The 246-nt window shown below is 47.2% G+C and carries 1 protein-coding gene; it reads right to left on the bottom strand.

Annotated elements, in window-relative coordinates; translation table 11 throughout:
* Positions 1-246, bottom strand: a 246-nt coding sequence (locus AB4512_RS23330) for an ABC transporter transmembrane domain-containing protein (RefSeq protein WP_372175907.1), incomplete at both ends; no start/stop codon positions are given.

The following is a 246-nucleotide window of genomic DNA, read 5'->3' as shown; positions in this document are numbered from 1 at the left end:
CCGGTTGGGTAACATGACCAGCTAACATATTGAATGCGACCAATTCACCGGGCGTTAGCTCACCATTTAGTACAGCGCTGACTCCCCACCATAGCAATAATGCGGCGGTAAGCTTTTGGATAAGTGCGATGCTTTGCCCTGCGATTAACCCAGACTTTTGAGCATCGAAACTACGCTTTAGTTGCTGGCTGAGTATGCGTTGCCATTGATGTAAGAATCGATGTTCAGTCGCAGTTGTTTTAATGG

It is taken from the genome of Vibrio sp. 10N.222.52.B7 (assembly GCF_041474275.1).
Lineage (GTDB): Bacteria > Pseudomonadota > Gammaproteobacteria > Enterobacterales > Vibrionaceae > Vibrio > Vibrio crassostreae_C.
The sequence above is the reverse complement of the archived record's forward strand: the minus strand, read 5'-3'. Positions and strand labels throughout refer to the sequence as shown.